The sequence below is a fragment of the Candidatus Hydrogenedentota bacterium genome (genome assembly GCA_013359265.1).
GTDB lineage: Bacteria > Hydrogenedentota > Hydrogenedentia > Hydrogenedentales > SLHB01 > JABWCD01.
In genome coordinates, this window is the sequence record JABWCD010000002.1 from 161,431 (window position 1) to 178,667 (window position 17,237).

17 protein-coding genes are annotated in these 17,237 nt (G+C 61.2%); 13 read left to right on the forward strand and 4 right to left on the reverse strand.

Features of this window, described 5'->3' with window-relative positions; translation table 11 throughout:
* Positions 1-138 precede the first annotated feature (138 nt).
* From HUU46_01805 to HUU46_01815, 3 genes are all read right to left on the reverse strand, one after another.
* Complete coding sequence (locus HUU46_01805) at positions 139-546, reverse strand: hypothetical protein (protein NUM52355.1); 408 nt, start codon at positions 544-546, stop codon at positions 139-141.
* 175 nt (positions 547-721) lie between these two features.
* Entirely contained in the window at positions 722-2,041 is a 1,320-nt protein-coding gene (locus HUU46_01810) for a PQQ-binding-like beta-propeller repeat protein (GenBank protein ID NUM52356.1), read from the reverse strand.
* A 38-nt stretch (positions 2,042-2,079) separates the two neighbouring features.
* Positions 2,080-2,316, reverse strand: a complete 237-nt coding sequence (locus HUU46_01815) for a helix-turn-helix domain-containing protein (protein ID NUM52357.1) — start codon at positions 2,314-2,316, stop codon at positions 2,080-2,082.
* 139 nt (positions 2,317-2,455) lie between these two features.
* Here HUU46_01815 and HUU46_01820 point away from each other — a divergent pair, with 139 nt between their 5' ends.
* The 4 genes from HUU46_01820 (at position 2,456) to HUU46_01835 (ending at position 4,873) form a co-directional block, all read left to right on the forward strand.
* Positions 2,456-2,689, forward strand: coding sequence for a TM0996/MTH895 family glutaredoxin-like protein (locus tag HUU46_01820; GenBank protein ID NUM52358.1), 234 nt, complete (start codon positions 2,456-2,458; stop codon positions 2,687-2,689).
* 19 nt (positions 2,690-2,708) lie between these two features.
* Complete coding sequence (locus tag HUU46_01825; GenBank protein NUM52359.1) at positions 2,709-3,188, forward strand: hypothetical protein; 480 nt, start codon at positions 2,709-2,711, stop codon at positions 3,186-3,188.
* Positions 3,185-3,874 carry a sulfite exporter TauE/SafE family protein gene (locus HUU46_01830; GenBank protein ID NUM52360.1) on the forward strand — a complete coding sequence of 230 codons (690 nt, stop codon included), beginning with the start codon at positions 3,185-3,187 and terminating at the stop codon, positions 3,872-3,874. The genes HUU46_01825 and HUU46_01830 overlap by 4 nt, the downstream gene beginning before the upstream one ends.
* Positions 3,875-4,087: 213 nt before the next feature.
* Positions 4,088-4,873 carry a hypothetical protein gene (locus tag HUU46_01835; protein NUM52361.1) on the forward strand — a complete coding sequence of 262 codons (786 nt, stop codon included), beginning with the start codon at positions 4,088-4,090 and terminating at the stop codon, positions 4,871-4,873.
* A 449-nt stretch (positions 4,874-5,322) separates the two neighbouring features.
* Here the strand turns inward: HUU46_01835 and HUU46_01840 are convergent, their stop codons facing one another.
* Positions 5,323-5,631, reverse strand: coding sequence for a hypothetical protein (locus HUU46_01840; protein ID NUM52362.1), 309 nt, complete (start codon positions 5,629-5,631; stop codon positions 5,323-5,325).
* Between the two features lie 128 nt (positions 5,632-5,759).
* On the opposite strand from HUU46_01840, the gene HUU46_01845 reads away from it, so the two are divergent.
* From HUU46_01845 to HUU46_01885, 9 genes are all read left to right on the forward strand, one after another.
* The gene (locus tag HUU46_01845; protein NUM52363.1) at positions 5,760-6,536 is read left to right on the forward strand and encodes a hypothetical protein; all 777 of its coding nucleotides are present in this window, start codon (positions 5,760-5,762) and stop codon (positions 6,534-6,536) included.
* 366 nt (positions 6,537-6,902) lie between these two features.
* Complete coding sequence (locus HUU46_01850; GenBank protein ID NUM52364.1) at positions 6,903-8,375, forward strand: PQQ-binding-like beta-propeller repeat protein; 1,473 nt, start codon at positions 6,903-6,905, stop codon at positions 8,373-8,375.
* Positions 8,372-9,382, forward strand: coding sequence for a hypothetical protein (locus HUU46_01855; protein NUM52365.1), 1,011 nt, complete (start codon positions 8,372-8,374; stop codon positions 9,380-9,382). The genes HUU46_01850 and HUU46_01855 overlap by 4 nt, the downstream gene beginning before the upstream one ends.
* Complete coding sequence (locus HUU46_01860) at positions 9,357-9,575, forward strand: hypothetical protein (GenBank protein ID NUM52366.1); 219 nt, start codon at positions 9,357-9,359, stop codon at positions 9,573-9,575. Before HUU46_01855 ends, HUU46_01860 begins: the two co-directional genes overlap by 26 nt.
* Complete coding sequence (locus HUU46_01865) at positions 9,568-10,191, forward strand: 4Fe-4S binding protein (GenBank protein ID NUM52367.1); 624 nt, start codon at positions 9,568-9,570, stop codon at positions 10,189-10,191. Before HUU46_01860 ends, HUU46_01865 begins: the two co-directional genes overlap by 8 nt.
* Positions 10,178-11,452, forward strand: coding sequence for a 4Fe-4S binding protein (locus tag HUU46_01870; protein ID NUM52368.1), 1,275 nt, complete (start codon positions 10,178-10,180; stop codon positions 11,450-11,452). The genes HUU46_01865 and HUU46_01870 overlap by 14 nt, the downstream gene beginning before the upstream one ends.
* 3 nt (positions 11,453-11,455) lie before the next feature.
* Positions 11,456-13,243: a PQQ-binding-like beta-propeller repeat protein gene (locus HUU46_01875; protein ID NUM52369.1), complete on the forward strand. Its 1,788-nt coding sequence runs from the start codon at positions 11,456-11,458 to the stop codon at positions 13,241-13,243.
* Entirely contained in the window at positions 13,236-15,722 is a 2,487-nt protein-coding gene (nuoE, locus tag HUU46_01880) for an NADH-quinone oxidoreductase subunit NuoE (GenBank protein ID NUM52370.1), read from the forward strand. The genes HUU46_01875 and nuoE overlap by 8 nt, the downstream gene beginning before the upstream one ends.
* Positions 15,710-17,218, forward strand: a complete 1,509-nt coding sequence (locus HUU46_01885) for an FAD-dependent oxidoreductase (protein ID NUM52371.1) — start codon at positions 15,710-15,712, stop codon at positions 17,216-17,218. The genes nuoE and HUU46_01885 overlap by 13 nt, the downstream gene beginning before the upstream one ends.
* Positions 17,219-17,237 lie beyond the last annotated feature (19 nt).

The following is a 17,237-nucleotide window of genomic DNA, read 5'->3' on the forward strand; positions in this document are numbered from 1 at the left end:
ACGCCCGCCGAACCGCGCGAAGTATAGCAGAACGATCCGTCAATTCCAACCGATTTCGGAATCGCCCGGAATGGGATGACTCCCGATGTCCTCTCCCCGTTTGAGATTTCAAATCTGGGATTTGAGATTCCGCTCCCGCTACCTGTCGGCGCCGGCTTCACCCGCTCCCATAATCGGCGCAATCGCGGCCGCGGTCTTCTCGCGAATATAGTTCAGCGCGTCGAAGCGATGCTCGATCCACCATGCAGCGCTAACTTGCGCTTCGATTTCGCCCAACGCGGCGTCCGCGGCGGACACAATTGCGAGACGCAACTCGGCATCTTGCGTGTCGAGCCCCTTGCTATTGACAAGGCGCTGGTGGTACTCGCGGTTGTGGGCGATCGCCTTGGCCCGAATGACTTGTGCCCACTCCTTGTCCGCCTCCGAACCCTCGAGCGCAGGCAGATTCATCTGCTCGCTCTGCGCCATCGCCGCGCCCGCCTGCTCGTTTCGCCAGCACGCTTGACACGGCCGCTTGCGCAACCACTCCTCGCGGTGCTTCCGCATCGACTCCGGCCCCGCGAACGAGTGCGTCACCTCGTGACCGCACGAATGCCTGACCTTGAACCTTGTCATCATATTCAACCGGGGCAATCATCAATTATTTCGGCCGTGTGCGTCGGAGCGAGGCGGATTGCCACCGCACGGCAGCGAAATAACAGGTGGCTGTCCCTATTTAATTTCATGGCTTTGCGCCAAAGGCGATGACCGTGCCGTCTTCGCTGCCGACGACGATCGTGCCGTTGACGATCGATGGCGCGGCGATGCCGTCGCTCACCTCGTGACGCCAGACTTCTTCGCCGGTTTCGAGCGACAGGACTATCAGTTCGCCATCCACGCCGGCGAGCACTCTGTCCGCTGCGATGATCGGCGAGGTCGGCAGCCCGCCTGACTCGAATGCCCACCTCAGCGCGCCCGACGCGCGATCGAGGCAATATATTTTTCCGTCTTCCGATCCGAACACCACGGCGTCGTTCCCGATTGCGGGCGTCGTGAAAATCTCGTCCGTGCAGTCCTCGTTCGTCCATACGATTGCGCCGGTCTTTGCGTCCGCGCGATAGAAATGTCCGCTGCGACTACCGGAATAAATCTCGCTGCCCGCCACGGCCGGTCCGCTCGCGACCTGGCAATCGCCGCACAACGCGATCGCGCCGCCTCGTTTGCCGTCCGGCGCGCCGTACACGTGCAGCGCGAAATCGCAACTGCCATACACAACCGTACCGTCCGCGACGGCCATCGATCCGTCCGTCCGCGCAATGGGGTCCGTGCGCCACACGTGCGCCCCGGTATCGAGATTGATGCAGTGCAACACGCCTTGACCTCGTTCGATTGCGTAAAGCAACGCCGATTGCGAGGCGTCGTCTGGCACGAAGCAGTTCACCGCGCCGAGCACTTCGCCGCCTATATCGTACGTCCACTTCGGTTCGCCGGTACCCGCATCGAGGGCGTGCACAATGCCCGCATTCGATCCGATCGCCACCGTGGATCGAAAGCACGCGATCGGCGCGTTCAATCGCTCCGTGGTCTCAACGCCGCCATCCGCTGCCGCGCGCATCAGTTGCGTCTTCCAGCGCTCCTGTCCCGCCAAGTCCAGCGCGACGATCCAACCATCCGTGGTCGCCGCGTACACGCCTCGATCGTCACCGGCAACCGGCTGGCGAATCGCGCCGGGCGCGATGTACTGCCAAAGCACCGTTGGCTTGCCGGGAGCCGACACGTTGGAGTATCCGCACAACTCGGGGCCACCGTGGTACGTTGGCCAGGTCTTCGTGACGGGGACATCCGCCAAGGCCGCCGCCGCTGCGGGCGCAGGACCGGCCGCACCGTCCTGTTTTGGTTCAGGTGCCGAGGGCGGTTCCGGTTCCACTGGCGATTTCGACGCAGGTTTTGGACCCGCCGGCGGACCCGGCGCAAATCCAATCTGGTACACAACGAAACAGAGGACGATCAGGGCGACTGCAATCGCGGGACCTTTCAGACCGGTGTTGGACGGTTTCGACATGCCGCGAAGTTACCGCGCATTCGCGAACGGGATTGTGCTCAGCAGCACCCGCGCCCGCCCGCAGCCGCCGAACAGCACATCTCCGATCCACAACAGCCCGCCTGAATCGGCACGCCGTCAATGAAACTGATCAGCGCCCTACGGGTGGTGCGCCACTGGCCGCCACCCAGATTGCGCCCCGGTAACTCGCTCGTAACAAGGAGATTGAGCACGACTTCGTGGGGAACCTGTAGGATTGCCGCGGCTTCGTCCACGGTAAGGATGTCGGAATCCATGGCCCAGTCTCCTTGTTAAACAGGGAACGACAGCTTAACATACAAACAAAGGCAAATTGTTCCTGCTGGCGGACTTCCAACGGCGCGCGCGCCAAGCCGGGACCCCAGACGCCAGGCGCCGCGACTCGGAGTTCAATCCATGAAGAAACTGCAAATCCTTGGCAGCGGTTGCCCCTCGTGCAACCGGCTCGCCGAGTTGACCAAACAGGCCGCCACCGAAATGAACGTCGAATTCGAGCTGGAGAAGGTTACCCAGATCGACCGCATTTTGTCGTTCGATGTGCCCGGCACCCCGGCGCTGGTTGTGGACGGCGAGGTGCGGCTGGTGGGTCGTGTACCTTCGGTGGGTGAACTCAAGGAACTGATCAAATAGATCGGCGCTTGGCCTCACCATGAACGCCAGAAAAGCCATTCGCAATTCACTCCTTGTTTTCGCCGTCGGCAGCCTCGCCTATTTCATCGTCACCGAAGTCGGTTCCCATCGCGCTGCGACGACTACCGCCAAGGCCTCGGCCGCGGAGATCACGCAAACGACCGATCTCGTCGTCTACTACTTCTCCGAAGGCAAGGAGTGCATTACCTGCGAACAGATTCCGCTATACGCGCGCGCCGCGCTGGACGGGCATTTCGCCAACGAGATGAAATCGGGCGCGATCGTGTGGTGCGCAATCGACGTTGACGAGCCGCGCAATCGCCATTACATCGACGAGTACGGCATCTACACCAAATGCATCGTGCTCTCACGAATCGCCGGCGGAAAACAAACGCGCTGGAAAAACCTCGACAAAGTGTGGGACCTCGTCTACGACAAGACCGCGTTTATCGACTACGTGCGCAATGAAATCCGCGCCGAACTGGATGCCCCTGCGTGAGCGAATGGCTCGTCGCGGCGGGCGCCGCCTTCTGGCTCGGCGTGCTGACGTCGGTTAGTCCGTGCCTGTTGGCGACGAACGTCGCGGCGATCTCGTTTCTGGCGCGCCGGGTGGACAGCATCCGGTTTGTGCTCATTTCCTGCACCTGCTACATCGCAGGACAAGCCGCGGCGTTTGTGCTGTTGGCGATGACACTGGTTACAAGCCTGCTCTCGGTGCCGTCCGTCGCGCACTTCCTCCAAGCGTACATGTTTCGCTTGCTCGGTCCGATCCTCATAGTGTGCGCGTTGTTTCTATTCGAGTTGTTTGCAGTCCAAATCGGCTCGGGCCGGCTTAAGGCGTGGGCGCAGGCGCGCGCGAACGCGGGCGGGTTCTGGGTGGCGGCGTTGTTGGGAATTGTTTTCGCGATGTCGTTCTGCCCGACGACGGCGGCGCTGTTTTTCGGCAGTTTGCTGCCCCTCGCCATCGCACGCGAATCGAGTTTCTTCCTGCCTCTGGTTTATGCGATGGGTGTTGCGGCGCCGGTCATCGTGTTTAGTCTGATCATTGCCGTGTCCGCGAACCGGCTGACGGCGGCGTTTGCGCGGGTCGGCAACGCGGAACGGTTCGCGCGCTACGCGACCGCGGCCATATTCCTGGTGGTCGGACTGTTCTTCACTCTGTCGTATACCTTGGAGTTGTTCTAGACCGGGAAAGACGACTGCGACACCCGAAACATTGGATGGTCCACGGGCGCGAGTGGCGGGCGCAGAAGTAGATGAAGTTGTTCCAAACGAATCTCTTGCCGTAGTTCTCACCTGGGCGTATCCTGATGCCGGGTTGTTCTGGGGCATGCATGGTGCTGCGCATGGCCTCTTCTGTTCTGAAACGTGTGGACTGCAATTCTGAGGAGAAGCGCCATGTCTTCGAACCTTCGCTCTGGACTCGTGTTGGTGGTGGCCGTAACGGTATCGGTTGGGATAACAGCGCTGCCAATTCGGGCGGCGGACGAGAGCAAGGCCTTGCAGGACCGCGTGAATAAGCTGGAGAAGAAGGTCGCCAAGCTCGAAGCGAAGTTACAATACATAAGCGTTAAGCAAGACCCGATCAACGGCCTGGCCGGTCCCCACGTCATTTTTGAGGACTGCAACGTTCATGTCCGCTCAGGCAGCGGCGACACGGAAGATAGTAGCGGATTGACCGGGCGCGGAAACCTTATCGTAGGCTACAACGAGAACGTTGACGGCTTTTATGAGCGCTCCGGCTCGCATAACCTTGTGGTTGGCCGTTTCCATGAGTATACGAACTGGGGCGGATTTGTCGCGGGCACCGGCAACTTTTTGACCGGGCAGGCATGCAGTGTGAGCGGAGGCTTGGATAATGCGGCCAGCGGCGATTACGCCAGTGTTAGTGGTGGAACCAGAAACGATGCTACCGCCAACTACTCGAGCGTGAGTGGCGGCGTGCTGAATGTGGCCAGCGGCAACGCATCGAGCGTGAGTGGCGGAAGCAATAATAGCGCGGGTGGACTCTATTCCAGCGTAAGTGGCGGCGCTACAAATTTAGCCAGCGGCGATGAATCCAGCGTGGGCGGCGGAAGGCAAAACGAGTCCAGCGGAAGATACTCATCCATCAGCGGGGGCGGGGCCACTGTCGCTTCGGGAATCGACGATTGGCGCGCCGGCAGCCTGTTTGAGGACAACTAGGTTTTGCCGACGCTGTGGCGACAGTCGGCAGGCGGTTCGGGGCATCGGTTAGATCGAGAGCTACCCCCCGCGCACGCGATCTCGATCTCAAAATTGCGTCGCAGTAAGTGCCTGGTTCGGCCCATAGCGGAGTTTTGGTGTAGTGTTTGCCAGTACCCGCGACCGCCCCGTTTGCCGGTGTAACGGGCGGCTACTTGAACGAAGCACAAGGTTTCACATCAAGCGTGTCAGGCGGCAGCTTCAGTGAGGCCACCGGCGAAGACTCCAGCAGCGTCAGTGGCGGCAATGGTGGGGCCGGCGGCGACGCCTCCCGCGTCAGTGGCGGCGGCCTTAGTAGCGCACCCGGTTTTCAGGATTGGCGCGCCGGAGACCTCTTCCAAGACGAATAGTCGCGATTCAGTATCCAGTTGCCTGGCAACAACGACCACCTTCTTCGTGTCTTAATGTGGTCACTTTTTCGCCGATTTCTTGCCTTCGGTCTTGGCGGGGTCGGTGGGAAGCCCTATCCATTGCAGCATTCCCGCGAGCAGTGCGCTTACGCCGGCGATGGCTGCCACGGTGAGGATCGTATACTTAGGTGTCGCGTCGCTTTGACCGTAGGCAACCGCCTCCCTTACGTCGTAGTGGCCCAAGATGAACAACAAATACGCGAGCGACCCGCCCGCAATGAAGAGCAGCAAACGAAATACGAAGATCAGCCCGTTACGCAGCGTCAGCCACGCGCGAAAACGATCGTGTAATGGAGACATCGTACTCATAAGTTTTCCGATCAACGTAAGTATACAATCCTCGGCCGCTTGACGCGCCCTACCCATCCACCCATACTGGTTCACGAAGGCGCTGCGTCACTTCCTGCTGGCAGTTCTCGACCCAAGAAGGACCCGCAATGAATGAACAGGATTTCCGCGTTTCCCCGCCCGGGCCGGTTCCGCTGCCTACTCCCGAGCACCAGCGGAAGATTACGCGCAACAAGTGGTTCGAAGTGATTACCGTCTGCACGATGATAATCGCCGGATTCGGGTACCTGGCCTGGCGCAATTCCGGCAGGCTCACGTCCGTCGATCCGGCACGAACGCTCGGCGACGCGGTCAAGGCCGTCGAGGCAACCGTCGAGCCGAGGGGCGGCTCGAAGTTTGGGCAAGGCGGTGGGTTATTCGGACGCCGTATGGTGTCGTTTTCCTACCCCATGGATCTGTTCGAGTGCCGGGTGGACCTCATTGGCAAGGACGAGAACTCGCCTTTGGAGACGGCGATCATCCGGCTCGCCCCGCGCGGGGGTGAGTGGGACCCCTCCGACGCGGCGCTGCTCGACGCCGTAAACAGTGTCGGCGAACTGGGCCAGAAGTTGGTGCGGTCCACAGGTGAGGCGATGGACAAGGCGGCGAATACCATGGAGCTTGTCGGCGATTCAGCACGTCCCCACGACAAAGGCGTCGCCGCCACAAATGACGGGTGGAAAGTGACTTACGTAACCTACCGCAGTTTTGATGAGAAGGCCGACCCGCCGCAGCCCGTCTTGTACTACGTCATTCAGCGTATGTCGGCCGGGGAGGACGAATCGATTGGAGAGCTCAACCGGACGCTGTACGAGGCGATCCGGCAAGGCGCCGACGCCAAGGCTGCAATTTTGCGGGCCGCCAGCCAGTACACGTCCGCTGGCTAGCGATCCGCTACCGGGGACGGTCACCGCTTCGGTGAATTCCCTTTTGGTCCTTTTGGTCGCGTTCGTCCTTTTGGTCCTTCAGAGTTCCAAAACTCCCGAACCAACCCGATCCGCCACACACCCCGCCGCAATTCATTGATTTTCTTCTATTTGGGCACGGTTCTACAATCTGGGAAACCCGCCGATTGCTGCCCTAAACAGGTAGCGAAAAGGAATATTGGTGCGGTATGCTGTGTTGTTTTCGGCGGATTAATGTGCCTCGCCGCGGCGTGAAGTCCCGGAGCTTGGGACTCCGGTAGCGGTTTCGGCGGGGTGGGCCGAAAAGCACGAGTGCCGGTTTGGGTGCTGGATGGAGCGCGAGGCAGGATGTCGTTCCTGAGCGTCGATCTCGATACGATTGGCAACAATCCACGCGTGAGTTTCTATGCCGTCGCGGGGACCACGTTGCTCTGCACGGTCGTGTCCGTCGCCGCGCTCGTGGCCTGGCTTCAATATGACCCCACGACCACCATGCACGCCGAAGTCCCCGGCAACGACGGCCTGCCCGTTGGCGGCGCGGCCAAGAAAGCCAAGCTGGACCTGTCCGGCATTTTCGCGGCGTTTGACGGCCAACCCTCCACCGCACCCGGCGAGTGGACGAATTTCCGCGGCGCCGATTTCAGCAACGTCGCGAAAGACGCGCCCAAACTCGCGGATTCCTGGGGTCCGGAGGGACCGCCGGTCTTGTGGAAAGTCCCTGTGGGCGATGGATACGCCTCGCCGGCCGTACTCGATGGCCGCGTGTACCTGATGGACTACGATCTGCAGACCCGCGCGGACGCTATCCGCTGTCTGTCGTTGGACGACGGCAGAGAAATCTGGCGGCGCTCGTACAACAACAACATCAAGCGCAACCACGGCATGTCGCGCACGATCCCCGCGGTCACAAAAGAGTATCTCGTCGTGATGGGTCCGAAGTGTCACGTGCTGTGCCTCGATACGGCGACCGGCGACTTCAAGTGGGGCATCGATCTTCAGGCCGAATACGGCACCGTCGAGCCGCTTTGGTACACGGGACAGTGCCCGATCATCGACAACGGCCAGGCGATCATTGCGCCGTGCGGTAAAGACGTGCTGATGATGGGCGTGGACTGCGCGACGGGCGAAGTGAAGTGGAAGGTGCCGAACCCGAACGGCTGGAACATGTCGCACGCCTCCGTCGTACCGATGACGGTTGCGGGCAAGCGCATGTACGTGTACGGCGCCATTGGCGGCACCTTCGGCGTGTCCGCCGAACCCGACTCGCTTGGGGCGCTTTTGTGGGAAATCCCGTTTGACGCGAAGGTCATCGCGCCGTCCGCGATCGCCGCGGGCGACGATTTAATATTCGCAACGACGGGTTACGGCCGCGGCAGCCGCTTGCTGAAACTCACACCCGCCGGCGACAAGATGAATGTCGATATCGTGTACGACAAAACGCCGGACAAAGTCCTTGCGTGCGAACAGCAAACGCCGATTTACCATAACGGCCTCTTGTACGGAATCATGCCGAAGGAAGCCGGCGCGCTTGGGCGCCAGTTCGTCTGTTACAAGCCCGACGGCACCCTGGTCTGGTCCAGCGGACCGAGCAACCGCTTTGGCCTTGGCCCGTTCATTCTCGCCGACAACAAGTTCTACATACTCGGCGACGAAGCCGAACTCACGATGTTTGACGCAACGAAACAGGAGTTCGTGCAGCTCGGCCACGCCGACATCCTGCCTGGCCACGATGCGTGGGGGCCGTTTACGCTCGCGGGTTCGCGCTTGATCCTGCGCGACATGAACACGCTTGCGTGCGTCGAATTGGGGGCCGCGTCATGATGCGCGAAGGCGTACGCCAACCCAAGAGCGGATTCTTCGTCGGCGTCGCCGTCGCTGGCATCGGCGCCGCGTATTTCTTCTTCCTCGGCACGAGCGAATTCAAGGAGCCCGGCGAGAGTCTCGAATACAACCTCGCCGAATTCGAGGCGCTCGATAAGGTCGAGACCGATTTCGTCGAGAACGACTCTATCGCGGTCGACGTCCCCGAACCGCACGCGATGTCCGTGAACAAAGAGAAACTGTTCGTCGCGGGGAAGGACGCGATTGCGGTGTACGAAAACGACGCGCCGAAAGCCACAGTCGCGATACCCGGCATGGCGGTCTGCCTTGCCGCCGCGCCGGACGGCGGCCTCTACGTCGGCCTGAGAGACAAAGTGCTTGTGCTCGATTCCGAAGGCAACAAGCAAGCGGAATGGAATGAATTCACCTCGCGAAGTTACCTGACGGCGATTGCAGTCGACGGCGCCGATGTCTACGTCGCCGACGCCGGCAAGCGCGTTGTTTCGCGCTTCGACAAAGACGGGAAGTTGCTCACGCAGTTCGGCACGAAGGACGAGTCGAAAGACATTCCCGGCCTTGAAGTGCCCAGCCCCTACCTCGATCTCGCGGTCAACGACGAGGGCCACATCTGGGTCGTCAACCCCGGCAAGCTCGGCCTCGAGCGGTATCAGCCGGACGGTTCGATCGTCACGTCGTGGTACAAGCCATCCGTGCTGAAGCTTGAAGGCTTCCCCGGATGCTGCAATCCCACGCATATCGCCTTCACATCGAAGGGCGAACTGGTGACGGCGGAGAAGGGGCTGGTCCGGATTAAAATGTACGAAGTGACCTCCGGCGAGTTCGACGGTCTTGTCGCCGGCTCGAGCTTGTTTCCGCGGGAACAGTCCGTCCGCGACATTGCGGTCGATTCCCGCGATCGTATATTGGTACTCGATCCGCAGCGCAGCGCAGTGCGCGTGTTTGCGCGCAAGGAGAGCGAGCATGGAACAGAAATTCAACCGGCATGAGTTTTTCCAGACTGTCGCGCGCGGCGGCTTCATGGCGGGGCTGCTCGGCGTGGGCGCTATGGCGCTGCACGGCAAGCGCGAAGTGAGCGAATGCTTCAATCACAACTACTGTTCGTCCTGCTGGGCGTTCAGCGGTTGTTCGCTGCCGGAGAAAAAAGTAGACGCGCAGCCCAAGGAGACGTTCCATGAGTGAACCGGTTGCATTCGATCGGCGCGATTTCATGCGCGGCGCGGCCGCGGTCGCGTTTGCGGGCGGCGCTTACGCACTCGTCGGCGAAAAGGGCGACGACATGCTCTGGCAGTTGGACCCCAACAAGTGCACCCAATGCGGACGCTGCACGACGCACTGTGTCTTGCCGCACTCGGCGGTGAAGTGCCTCAACCAGTTCAACATCTGCGGCTACTGCGATCTGTGTTTCGGTTACCTGCAACCGGGATCGCGCGACCGCGACACCGGCGCGGAAAACCAGCTTTGCCCGACCGCTGCCATCAAGCGCACGTTCATCGAGGACCCGTACTACGAGTACATCATCGACGAGGAGAAGTGCATCGGCTGCGCCAAGTGCGTGAAGGCGTGCCTCGTCTTCGGCAACGCGTCGTTCTACCTGCAAATCCGTCAGGACATCTGCATCAACTGCAACGAGTGTTCGATCGCGAAGGCCTGCCCGTCCGATTCGTTCATGAAGGTGCCGGCGTCCACGCCGTACATTTATCTTACGGGCGACTTTGAGTCCACGATTTCGCAGCCGTCCGCCAGTCCGAATCCGCCGCAAACAACCCTGGGACCGAAGGAAAGTGCGCCAGCTTAAGTTCATAGCGATTGCCGCGCTCTTCCTGCTGCCGGTACTCGCCGGCGGCGCCGCGGAGATGCGTTTTCCGCCGCCGGACTTCCAGACCGCGTACAAGATTCCGGACCTGTACGTGCCGCCCTCCGCCAGCAGCAACGGAATGTGGGACGCGATCATTTTGTTCCTCGCGCTCGCCGCGACCACGTGGATGGTATTCAAGGCGCGCTCGCGCAAGGGACTGTTCATCCTTAGCATTTTCTCGCTCGCGTACTTCGGCTTCTACCGGACGGGATGCATCTGTCCGGTGGGTTCGACGCAGAACGTCATGGCGGCGGTCTTTCTGCCGGATGTCGGCGTCTCCGTCGCGGTGCTGTCGTTCTTCGTCATGCCGCTGTTGTTTTCGCTGTTCTTTGGCCGCGTGTTCTGCGCGTCGGTTTGTCCGCTCGGCGCGATGCAGGAACTCGTCGCGATCGCGCCGATCCGGATTTCACCCGCGCTCGATCGCACGCTCGGCCTCGGCCGTTACGTGTACCTCGGTCTCGCCGTGCTCGGCGTTGCGACCGGTTCCGGCTTCTTCATCTGCCGCTACGATCCCTTCGTCGGCATCTACCGGCTCGGCCACAGCTACGGGATGATTATGGCGGGCGCGGTGATATTGCTGCTCGGCGTATTCGTCGCGCGGCCGTACTGCCGATTCCTGTGCCCCTACGGCATTTTGCTCGGGTGGATGTCGCGCTTCGCGAAATGGCACCTCGACATCCCGCCGTCGCCGTGCGTGAACTGCCGCCTCTGCGAGAATTCGTGCCCGTACAACGCGATCGACATGCCGACCCCGGCGCACCTTGTCGAAAACCCGGAAATCGGCAAGAAGCGCATCCGCGGGCTGGTTTTCGCGTCGCCCGTCATCATCTTAATTGGCGCGGTCGCGGGCTGGTCGATGTACGAGCCGCTGTCGCGCATTCACCCGACCGTCACGCTCAGCGAACGCATCGCCGCGGAAGACGCGGGCCTGGTGACGGGCGACACGCTCGAGAGCCGTACTTTCCGCGCGGGCGGCCAGACGACCGCGCAGCTCAACGCCGAAGCGATGGGCATTCGCGACAAATTCAAGACCGGCGGCGCTTGGCTCGGCGGTTTCCTTGGGCTTATCATCAGCCTTAAACTTATTGGACTTTCCACCGTGCCGAAGCGTGAAATCTACACGCCGCACAAAGAAACGTGCTTTAGCTGCGGGCGTTGCTATCCGTATTGCCCCGTTGAAGCGGTACCGAAACGGGCGTAGTCGATGTTAGAGAAGCGGGAGTTTGAGAAGAACGATTTCTTGTGGCGCGTTTCCACCGCCGTCATGGTCGTTTCCGGTTTTTTTTCCGTGATCGTCTTCGCGTTGCTGGTAATCAACTACCTGCAATTCCGCGCCGCGGACCCGGTGAACGATCCCATGATCACGCAGATGCGCCAGCAGTACGCCACGCAGCCCCAAAAGGACGAAGCGCTGGCCGTGCGCATTCGCGCGCTCGAACTGATCAACCGGAAAGCGCTCTTTACCACAATGACCCAAATCCAGGTCGGCAGCGGGTTGCTCTTCGCCGGCGTCGTCGTCTTCATGATTTCGTTCAAGTACTCGATTCGCTGGCAACGCGAAAAGCCCGAACTGGAAGAAGTCCCGACCGCCGATAAGGAATTCCTTGCGCTCGCCCAGTCGCGCCAGATGATCATGTGGACCGGTGTGGGCATTCTTGCCGTTGGCATGGCGTCCGCCATCTTGACACAGAGCAATCTGAGCAAGGTTGGCGCGATGGCGCCCGCAGGACCGGGCGATGCGGTGGCCGCGAGCGGCGAATCTACCAATGCGGGCCCAACCACCGAAACCGCCGTCGCCACGCTCGAACCCCCGAAGTGGGACGTGATGGAAAAGAACTGGCCCAGCTTTCGCGGGCCGGGTTCGCTGGGTGTCGCCTATTTCAAGACCGCGCCGACCGATTGGGACGTCGAATCCGGCAAGAACATCAAGTGGAAAGTCGAGGCGGGCCTCTCCGCGCCGAACTCGCCGGTGGTTTGGAACGGCAGAATATTCTTCTCCGGTGCGAACGAAACTGCGCGCGAAGTCTATTGTTATAACGCCGACGACGGCAAGCAGATTTGGAAACAGACCGTCGAGAACCTTGGGCCGGCGGGCGAAGAGCCGCCGAAAGTGAGCGAAGATACCGGCTTCGCCGCGCCGTCGATGGTCGCGCACGGCGGACAGGTCTTCGCGATCTTCGCGGACGGCGACGTCGTGTCGTACGACATGGACGGGAAAAAAGTCTGGGCGATCACCTTCGGTGTTCCCGAGAACCATTACGGCCATTCGTCGTCGCTCCTGGCGTACGACAAGTTCCTATACGTGCAACTCGACCAAAGCACGAACCCGCGCCTGATTGCGCTCAACATCGCCGACGGCAAGGAAGCGTGGACGGCGCAGCGCCAGACCATTTCGTGGGCGTCGCCCATCATGGCCCAAACTTCGATGGGACAGCAGCTCATACTGAATTCGGAAACCACCGTTGATGCGTACGATCCGTTGACCGGCGCGCCGCTCTGGTCCCAGGAATGCCTCAGCGGCGAGGTCGCACCGTCACCCGCATACAACAACGGCATCGTGTTCGCCGCGCAGGAGTACGCCACCGCAGCCGCGATCCAGTTGGAGAAAGGGGACAGCGGCATCGCGCCGAAAATTCTCTGGGAATACGACGAACTCCTGCCCGAAATATCAAGTCCTGTCGGCGATGGCGAGCGCTTCTACTTTGGTACTGCGTCCGGAATCTTCGTCTGTCTCGATGCAAAGACCGGCGAGAAACTGTGGGAGCACGAGTTCGAGGACGCGTTTCACTCGTCGCCCGTCGTCGTCGGCGACCGCATTTACGCCGCGGACATCGGCGGCAACCTGCACATCGTGCAGGCGAGTTCGACGTTCAACCTGATCGCTTCGCACAACATGGGCGGGCCCGTGCACGCCACGCCCGCGTTCATGGACGGCCGCATCTACGTGCGCACCGAAAACCAGCTCATCTGCATCGAGCAAGCCAATGCCTGATACGTGCTGCACAGCGAACGACGTCAATCTCGACGACATCGACCGCATCGTCGGCAAGTGCGGCCGCGCGCCGGAGGCGTTGATTCCTATCCTGCAGGCGATACAGTCGAAGTATCGTTACCTGCCGACGGCCGCGCTCGAACGGGTCTGCGAAATCTCCGAGATCACGCCTTCGAGCATCGAAGGCGTGGCGACGTTTTACTCGCAGTTCCGCCGCAGGCCAGTCGGTAGGCACGTCATCAGCCTGTGCGATGGCACCGCGTGCCACGTGAAGGGCGCCGAAGACGTGCACGAGGCGATGGACCTGCACCTCGGCATCGAAAAAGGCAACGACACCGATCCCGACAACCGCTACACGATTCGCAAGGTTGCGTGTCTCGGTTGCTGTTCGCTCGCGCCCGCGATGCAGATCGACGGCGTCACCTACGCCCACGCCGCGGCGGATACCGTCGGCGACATCGTGCACGACTTCGAGAAGCGCCGCGACGAACCGGTCGTCGAAAAGAAAAATGGCAAGCGCAAAGTGAAGGAGAACGGCGCGGAGATTCGCGTTGGACTGGATTCGTGCTGCGTCGCCAGCGGCTCCGATCGCATCGAACTCGCCATTCAACGCGCGCTCGAAGAAATCGAATCCAGCGTGCCGATCAAGCACGTGAGCTGCGTGCACATGTGCCATTCCGTGCCGGTCATCGAAGTCGTCGAGCCGAACAAACAACCGACGCTCTATACGAAGGTCAGGGAAGAAGACATTTCCGAGATTGTCGCGCGGCATTTCAAGCCGAAGAATCCGCTGCGCCTGTTGACCGCGTCGCTCTCGCGTTGGACCGAGCACCTCTACGGCGGCATCGAAAAAGACGACATCATCGTGCGCCACGACGAGGAAGCGCGCGACGGCATGGTTTCGACTTTCCTCGGCGCGCAATACCATATCGCCACCGAGTACCGCGGCGATCTCGATCCCGCGAGCCTCGACGAATATCTGCGTCGCGGCGGGTTCGCGGCCGTCGAGAAGTGTCTGTTTGGCGACAACAAGGGGCGTATACTCCTCGCGCGGCACAACGGTAAGAAGACCGAACCGCCTGCCGCGGACGCCGGCTGGTCCGCGCAACGCATCATCGAGGAAATCGTCGCGAGCGGGTTGCGCGGGCGCGGCGGCGCGGGTTTTCCGACGGGGAAGAAGTGGCAGTTCGTCCACGATGCGCAAGGCGACAAGAAATACGTGATCTGCAACGGCGACGAAGGCGACCCCGGCGCGTTCATGGACCGCATGATCCTCGAGTCGTATTCGTACCGCGTGCTCGAGGGCATGCTGCTCGCGTCGTTTGCCGTCGGCGCGGAGGAAGGCTATCTCTACATCCGCGCGGAGTATCCGCTCGCGACGAAACGCATTCGCAAGTCAATCGTTGAATTGGAGGAGGCCGGCCTCCTCGGCGAAAACATACTTGGCAGCGGGCGTTCGCTGCGGCTGCACGTGCTCGAAGGCGCGGGCGCGTTCGTGTGCGGCGAAGAGACCGCGCTCATCGCGTCCATCGAAGGCAAACGTGGCATGCCCACGATCCGCCCGCCGTATCCGGCGCAGAGCGGCCTCTACGGCAAACCGACCTTAATCAACAACGTCGAGACGCTGTCGCTCATCCCGTGGATCATTCGCAACGGCGCGGCCAAATTCGCAGCGCTCGGCACGGAGCGCAGCAAGGGGACGAAGGTATTCTCGCTCGCGGGCAAGGTGCGTCACGGCGGCCTCATCGAAGTGCCGATGGGCATCACGATCAATCAGATCGTCGAAGGCATCGGCGGCGGCATCGCCAACGGGCGCAAGTTCAAAGCGATTCTCGTCGGGGGTCCTTCCGGCGGCTGCATCCCCGCATCGATGGGCGACACGCCAATCGACTTCGAGGCCCTCGCGGAAGCCGGGGCGATGATGGGGTCCGGCGGCATGGTCGTGCTCGACGACTCCGACTGCATCGTCGAAATGTGCCGATACTTTCTGTCGTTCACGCAGCACGAGTCGTGCGGCAAATGTTCGCCGTGCCGCATCGGCACCATGCGCCTGAAAGAAATGCTCACGCGCCTCACCGAGGGCAAGGGGAAGATGTCCGACCTCGACCTGCTCGACGAACTGAGCCAGGTCGTGAAACAGCAGAGCCTCTGCGGCCTCGGCAAGACCGCGCCGAATCCCGTGCTCACCGCGCTGAAATACTTCCGCGAGGAGTTCGTTGCGCACATTAACGGCATGTGCCCCGCGGGCAAGTGCAAGCCGCTGATCGATTACTGGATCATCGACACCTGCATCGGCTGCACGAAGTGCGAGCAGGTCTGTCCCGTGGATTGCATTGACTCCGAGCCGTTCAAGATGCATTTTATCCGGCTCGACGAGTGCACGCGATGCGACGCGTGTCTCGTCGCCTGTCCCGTCGACGCGATCAAGGCCGGATCGCGCACGAAGGAAGAGAAGGAAAAGGCCCTGTGCCTACAATAACGATCAACAACAAGCAGGTCGAATGCGCGCCCGGCGCCACCGTGCTCCAGGCCGCGCGTTCGTTGGACATCGAAGTGCCCACGCTGTGCTATTGGGAAGGCGTGCGCCCGATGAACTCCTGCATGCTGTGCGTCGTGCGCAACACGAAAACGGGCCAGTTGATCCCTTCGTGTTCGTCACTGGTGCAGGACGGCATGACCATCGAGACCGACACCGGCGACGTGTGCACCGCGCGCAAGGACGTGCTCGAACTTATCATCAGCGAACACATCGGCGACTGCGAAGCACCCTGCACGCATACCTGCCCCGCGTCAATGAACATCCCGACAATGATGCGGCAGATTTACGACAACGATTTTGACGGCGCGGCGTTTACCGTCACGAACGGACTCGTTTTCCCGGGCACCTTGGGCTACGTCTGCCCCGCGCCGTGCGAAAGCCCCTGCCGCCGCAGATCGTACGACACGACGATGGAGATCAAATTCCTCCACCGCAATGTGTCCGAAAAAGCGCGCAAGGACAATCCGGAACTACTCGAATGTCCCGAAGATTCGGGGCGGCATGTTGCGATCGTCGGTGGTGGAATGGCGGGGATGGCGGCGGCCTGGGTGCTGCGCAAGCGTGGACACGCCGTCACAATTTTTGAAGCCGAGAAACTCGCGGGCGGAAAGGTGCGCAAGCTCTCCGAGGAGGAGTTGCCCAAGCACGTGCTCGATGAGGAGATCGCGAACATCGCAAAGATGGGCGTCCAGTTCCGCTACGAGACGAAAGTCAACGGCGAGTTCGAGGAATTGAAGACGCAGTTCGACGCCGTGATCCTGGCGTGCAACGGCGTCGGCAAAGTCGGCGGCAACGTCTTCGAAGCGAAAGAGCACAAACTCAACGTCCGCGCCGTCGGTAACGGCAAGACCGCCGCGGTCTGGGTCGACAAGTACCTCAAAAGCATCGAAGGCCCCGCCGAACCGCACCTGTTCGAGTGCAAGATCGGCAAAATGGAATGGGACGAACTCGAAGCCTTGCGCATCAAAAACGAAAACAAGGAATCGATGTTCGTTGTCCCCATCGAGGGCGAAACGCACCGGGGTTCGCTGCGCCAGGAAGCCGGCCGCTGCCTCCATTGCGACTGCCGCAAGCGCGTCTCCTGCGGTCTGCGCAAATGGGCCTCCGACTACGGCGCGGAAAAAAAGAAGTACCTGACCACCGAAGTCCGCGACTTCCGCATCATCGGCTCCGGCAACGTCCTGTTCGAACCGGGCAAATGCATCCGCTGCGGCCTCTGTGTCGCCATCGCCGAAAAACACGGCGAAGACATCGGCCTCGCCTTCGTCGGCCGCGGCTTCGACCTCGAAATCCGCGTCCCCTTCGACCACAGCTTCGACGAAGCCCTCAAAAAATCCGCCGAAGAATGCGTCGCGGCCTGCCCCACTGCCGCCATCGCCTTCCGCCACGGCGAAGACATGGAAGCCTGCCACACGACTACGTGGATCGAGCTGTAGTCCGCGTAAGTCTTGAAGT

Excerpts from the sequence above, each read along its gene's own strand:
- HUU46_01805 (NUM52355.1), bottom strand. The coding sequence starts at position 546 with ATGCGGAAGCACCGCGAGGAGTGGTTGCGCAAGCGGCCGTGTCAAGCG.
- HUU46_01810 (NUM52356.1), bottom strand. The coding sequence starts at position 2,041 with ATGTCGAAACCGTCCAACACCGGTCTGAAAGGTCCCGCGATTGCAGTC.
- HUU46_01815 (NUM52357.1), bottom strand. The coding sequence starts at position 2,316 with ATGGATTCCGACATCCTTACCGTGGACGAAGCCGCGGCAATCCTACAG.
- HUU46_01820 (NUM52358.1), top strand. The coding sequence starts at position 2,456 with ATGAAGAAACTGCAAATCCTTGGCAGCGGTTGCCCCTCGTGCAACCGG.
- HUU46_01825 (NUM52359.1), top strand. The coding sequence starts at position 2,709 with ATGAACGCCAGAAAAGCCATTCGCAATTCACTCCTTGTTTTCGCCGTC.
- HUU46_01835 (NUM52361.1), top strand. The coding sequence starts at position 4,088 with ATGTCTTCGAACCTTCGCTCTGGACTCGTGTTGGTGGTGGCCGTAACG.
- HUU46_01840 (NUM52362.1), bottom strand. The coding sequence starts at position 5,631 with ATGAGTACGATGTCTCCATTACACGATCGTTTTCGCGCGTGGCTGACG.
- HUU46_01845 (NUM52363.1), top strand. The coding sequence starts at position 5,760 with ATGAATGAACAGGATTTCCGCGTTTCCCCGCCCGGGCCGGTTCCGCTG.
- HUU46_01850 (NUM52364.1), top strand. The coding sequence starts at position 6,903 with ATGTCGTTCCTGAGCGTCGATCTCGATACGATTGGCAACAATCCACGC.
- HUU46_01855 (NUM52365.1), top strand. The coding sequence starts at position 8,372 with ATGATGCGCGAAGGCGTACGCCAACCCAAGAGCGGATTCTTCGTCGGC.
- HUU46_01860 (NUM52366.1), top strand. The coding sequence starts at position 9,357 with ATGGAACAGAAATTCAACCGGCATGAGTTTTTCCAGACTGTCGCGCGC.
- HUU46_01865 (NUM52367.1), top strand. The coding sequence starts at position 9,568 with ATGAGTGAACCGGTTGCATTCGATCGGCGCGATTTCATGCGCGGCGCG.
- HUU46_01875 (NUM52369.1), top strand. The coding sequence starts at position 11,456 with ATGTTAGAGAAGCGGGAGTTTGAGAAGAACGATTTCTTGTGGCGCGTT.
- nuoE (NUM52370.1), top strand. The coding sequence starts at position 13,236 with ATGCCTGATACGTGCTGCACAGCGAACGACGTCAATCTCGACGACATC.